This is a genomic window from Raoultella sp. (assembly GCF_039594335.1).
Classification (GTDB): Bacteria; Pseudomonadota; Gammaproteobacteria; order Enterobacterales; family Enterobacteriaceae; genus Klebsiella.
Genome location: NZ_JBCNNS010000241.1, coordinates 1 through 3,872, shown reverse-complemented (window position 1 = coordinate 3,872; position 3,872 = coordinate 1). Strand labels below are relative to the sequence as shown.

4 protein-coding genes and 1 pseudogene are annotated in these 3,872 nt (G+C 53.2%); all 5 read left to right on the top strand.

Features of this window, described 5'->3' with window-relative positions; genetic code table 11:
- Positions 1-297 (top strand): annotated as a pseudogene (gene tnpA, locus ACZAHD_RS22295) (IS200/IS605 family transposase); the annotation flags it as partial.
- Positions 298-452: 155 nt separating this feature from the next.
- Entirely contained in the window at positions 453-1,499 is a 1,047-nt protein-coding gene (gene pyrC, locus ACZAHD_RS22290) for a dihydroorotase (RefSeq protein WP_462458673.1), read from the top strand.
- A 72-nt stretch (positions 1,500-1,571) separates the two neighbouring features.
- Positions 1,572-1,823: a DNA damage-inducible protein I gene (dinI, locus tag ACZAHD_RS22285; protein WP_462458672.1), complete on the top strand. Its 252-nt coding sequence runs from the start codon at positions 1,572-1,574 to the stop codon at positions 1,821-1,823.
- Positions 1,824-2,210: 387 nt separating this feature from the next.
- A complete protein-coding gene (gene bssS, locus ACZAHD_RS22280; protein ID WP_462458674.1) occupies positions 2,211-2,465 on the top strand; it encodes a biofilm formation regulator BssS in 255 nt (84 codons plus the stop codon).
- A 131-nt stretch (positions 2,466-2,596) separates the two neighbouring features.
- Entirely contained in the window at positions 2,597-3,715 is a 1,119-nt protein-coding gene (gene solA, locus ACZAHD_RS22275) for an N-methyl-L-tryptophan oxidase (RefSeq protein ID WP_462458671.1), read from the top strand.
- Positions 3,716-3,872: the final 157 nt, after the last annotated feature.

The following is a 3,872-nucleotide window of genomic DNA, read 5'->3' as shown; positions in this document are numbered from 1 at the left end:
ACAGTAGTGGAACGCAATGTGCAGATAGACCATATACATCTGGTTGTGAGGACGCCACCCAGTTTGAGTGTTTCAGAATAAATGGGATTTGTGAAAGGACGGACGGCCATCAGGCTGTTCGCGAAGTTTCCTTATCTCAGGAAGCACAAGCTTTGGGGAAATCACTTCTGGCAAAGAGGGTATTTTGTGGACCCGGTAGGGGCAAACGAAGAAATAATGCGACGATATGTCCGGTATCAGGACAAGGTAGCCAAAGAGGAAGAAGAGAGACAAATACAGCCCGGACTGGAAGGATAGTGTTTAAGCCCCCTTTTAGGGGGGCTGTGTCAAAGCCACCTGCTACGCAGGTGGATTATTTACACGGAAATTGATGCAAAGGAAAACGTTTACGCTTATCCTTAGTGCCCGGCAAAAACAGCCCTGATGACTGACCCTATTAGCCGGAGCTTTCCATGACAGCACAATCCCAGGTATTGAAAATCCGCCGCCCTGACGACTGGCATATTCATCTGCGCGATGACGATATGCTGAAGACCGTCGTGCCTTACACCAGTGAGTTTTATGGCCGGGCGATCGTGATGCCGAATCTGGTGCCACCTGTCACCACCGTTGACGCGGCGATAGCTTATCGCCAGCGTATCCTCGACGCCGTTCCCGCCGGGCACGACTTTACGCCGTTGATGACCTGCTACCTGACCGACACACTCGACCCGGCAGAGTTGGAGCGTGGATTCCACGCAGGCGTCTTCACGGCGGCCAAACTCTACCCGGCCAATGCCACCACCAACTCCAGCCACGGCGTCACCAGCATCGATGCCATCATGCCGGTGCTGGAGCGCATGGAAAAACTGGGTATGCCGCTGCTGGTTCACGGTGAAGTCACCCACGCCGAGATCGATATCTTCGATCGCGAGGCACGCTTTATCGAAACGGTAATGGAACCGCTGCGTCAGCGTTTGCCGGGCCTGAAGGTGGTGTTTGAGCATATCACCACGAAAGATGCCGCCGAATACGTCCGCGACGGTAACGAACTGCTGGCCGCAACCATTACTCCTCAGCACCTGATGTTTAACCGTAATCACATGCTGGTTGGCGGCGTACGTCCCCATCTTTACTGTTTGCCAATTCTGAAACGCAATACCCACCAGCAGGCACTGCGTGAACTGGTTGCCAGCGGTTTTAGCCGCGCGTTTCTGGGAACCGACTCCGCCCCGCACGCCCGCCATCGTAAAGAAGCCAGCTGTGGCTGCGCCGGCTGCTTTAACGCGCCGACCGCACTAGGCAGCTATGCAACAGTGTTTGAAGAGATGAATGCCCTGCAGCACTTCGAAGCGTTTTGTTCACTGAACGGCCCGCGCTTCTACGGCTTGCCAGTGAATGAAACCTTTGTTGAGCTGGTGCGTGAAGAGAGCACCGTCGTTGAAAGCATCGCCCTGCCGGACGATACCCTGGTGCCTTTCCTTGCCGGTGAAACCCTGCGCTGGACGATGAAAAAATAAAAGCGATGCCCCTTGTTGTAAATGCAAACCGGATACTGTATAAATAAACAGTAAATTACACAGGGGGCAATCATGCGCATCGAAGTGTCTATCGCCAAATCCACAGCCTTACCCAACGGCGCCTTAGAAGCGCTAAATAATGAACTCTCCCGACGCATTGAACAGCAGTTTCCGGCTCATCCAAGTCAGGTAACCGTCCGCTTTGCCGCCAGTAACAATTTGTCCGTCATTGGCGGCCTGAAAGAAGATAAAGACCGGATAAGCGAAATCCTGCAAGAAACCTGGGAAAGCGCTGATGACTGGTTTGTCCATGACGTATCCTGACGCCTCTCTGGCGGCATGCCGCAGCAGAATGGCACTGCCTCTGAACAAACAGCGCAGGTCTGTCTGAAGCAGAGGCCGCCGGAACATCGCATCAGGTACAGCAAATTTAATTTGCTCCCTCATTGTGCTTTTTTTGCCGGGTCGCCCCGGCTTTTTTATCCTCGTTCCAGTCTCAGACTTTTCTTTTTCCTCCTGATTATTTCCTTAAAAAATAACGATGCGCGGCACTAAATTTGTGCAAAAAAGCACCAGACAGAGGAAAGCTCGCCCTGCTTAATTTAATTTCTCGAGTTTATTCTTAACACCTGATATAATTAACTTGCTTCAAAAAAACATGCATTAAACCTCGAGAATTGTTGTCTTTTAACATATGAATAAGGGGTTATGATGGAAAAGAATAATGAAGTCATCCAGACCCATCCCCTCGTCGGATGGGACATCAGCACCGTTGATAGCTACGATGCCATGATGTTGCGCCTGCACTACCAAAACCCCACTCAAGAAAGCAGTAACCAAGCTGAAATTGGCCAGACGCTCTGGCTAACGACGGAAGTCGCACGTCAATTTATTTCTATCCTGGAAGCAGGTATTGCGAAGATAGAATCAGGTGAATACCAGGCAAACGAGTACCGCAGGCATTAATCATATCATGATGCCGCGTTCGATATATGCTAACTAAACAGGCACCTGCGGGTGCCTGATTTATTTTCGGGCTTGTATATGTGCAGGTTGTTAATTACCCTGATAATAAAGCAAAAAAACCGGAACAGACCATGCACTACGACCTCATCATTATCGGCAGCGGCTCCACTGGCGCCGCTGCTGGCTATTACGCCCGCCGGGCTGGACTTAACGTGTTGATGACCGACGCGCACACGCCCCCGCATCAGGAAGGTAGTCATCACGGTAATACGCGTCTTATCCGCCACGCCTATGGTGAAGGAGAGAAATATGTCCCACTGGTGCTGCGAGCGCAGGCGCTGTGGGATGAGCTTGCGACCCTCAGCGGCGAGGCCGTCTTTGAACGCACTGGGGTGATTAACCTTGGCCCGGCAAACTCGGCGTTTCTCAGCAACGTTGCAAGCAGCGCCCGGGCGTTTCAACTAAACGTCGAAGAGATGGATGCCCCTGCTATCATGGCCCGCTGGCCTGAGATTCGCGTACCGGAAGATTACCGGGGAATATTCGAACCGGCATCGGGGGTGTTACGCAGCGAGCTGGCCATCGAAACCTGGATACGTCTGGCGCGTGAGGCAGGCTGCGCTCAGCTGTTTAATTGTCCGGTTACTGCCATACACCATCATCCGGATGGTGTGACAATTGATACCGCCGATGGCAGCTACAGCGGCAAGAAACTGCTGGTCAGCGCCGGTACGTGGGTCACGCGTCTCCTGCCCGGCCTGCCCGTCCAGCCCATGCGAAAAGTCTTTGCCTGGTTCCAGGCTGATGGTCGCTACAGTAGCAAAAACAACTTCCCGGCATTTACCGGTGAGTTACCGAACGGCGATCAGTTCTATGGTTTTCCGGCGGAAGACAATGAGTTGAAGATCGGCAAGCACAACGGCGGGCAGCTTATCTCCACGCCGGAAGAACGTAGGCCATTTGGCGCGCTGGCCACCGATGGCTCTGAGTCGTTCAGTTTCCTGCGTAACGTTCTGCCCGGTATCGGCGGTTGTCTGCATGGCGCCTCCTGTACCTACGATAATACGGCGGATGAAAACTTTATTATCGACACCCTTCCCGACCACTCTGAGACGTTGCTGATTAGCGGATTGAGCGGCCATGGTTTCAAATTCGCCCCGGTGCTGGGGGAAATTGCCGCGCAGTTTGCCCTGGGGGAGACACCAGCCTTCAACCTGACCCCCTTCTCGCTGGCACGCTTTCAGCGATAGCCCGCCGCAGTGTGCGGTCTTGATTCGGCAGTAAATAATCCACCTGCGTAGCAGGTGGCTTTGACACAGCCCCCCTAAAAGGGGGCTTAAACACTCCCCTTCCAGTCCGGGCTGTATTTGTCTCTCTTCTTCCTCTTTGGCTACCTTGTCCTGGTAC

Excerpts from the sequence above, each read along its gene's own strand:
- pyrC (WP_462458673.1), top strand. The coding sequence starts at position 453 with ATGACAGCACAATCCCAGGTATTGAAAATCCGCCGCCCTGACGACTGG.
- solA (WP_462458671.1), top strand. The coding sequence starts at position 2,597 with ATGCACTACGACCTCATCATTATCGGCAGCGGCTCCACTGGCGCCGCT.
- dinI (WP_462458672.1), top strand. The coding sequence starts at position 1,572 with ATGCGCATCGAAGTGTCTATCGCCAAATCCACAGCCTTACCCAACGGC.
- bssS (WP_462458674.1), top strand. The coding sequence starts at position 2,211 with ATGGAAAAGAATAATGAAGTCATCCAGACCCATCCCCTCGTCGGATGG.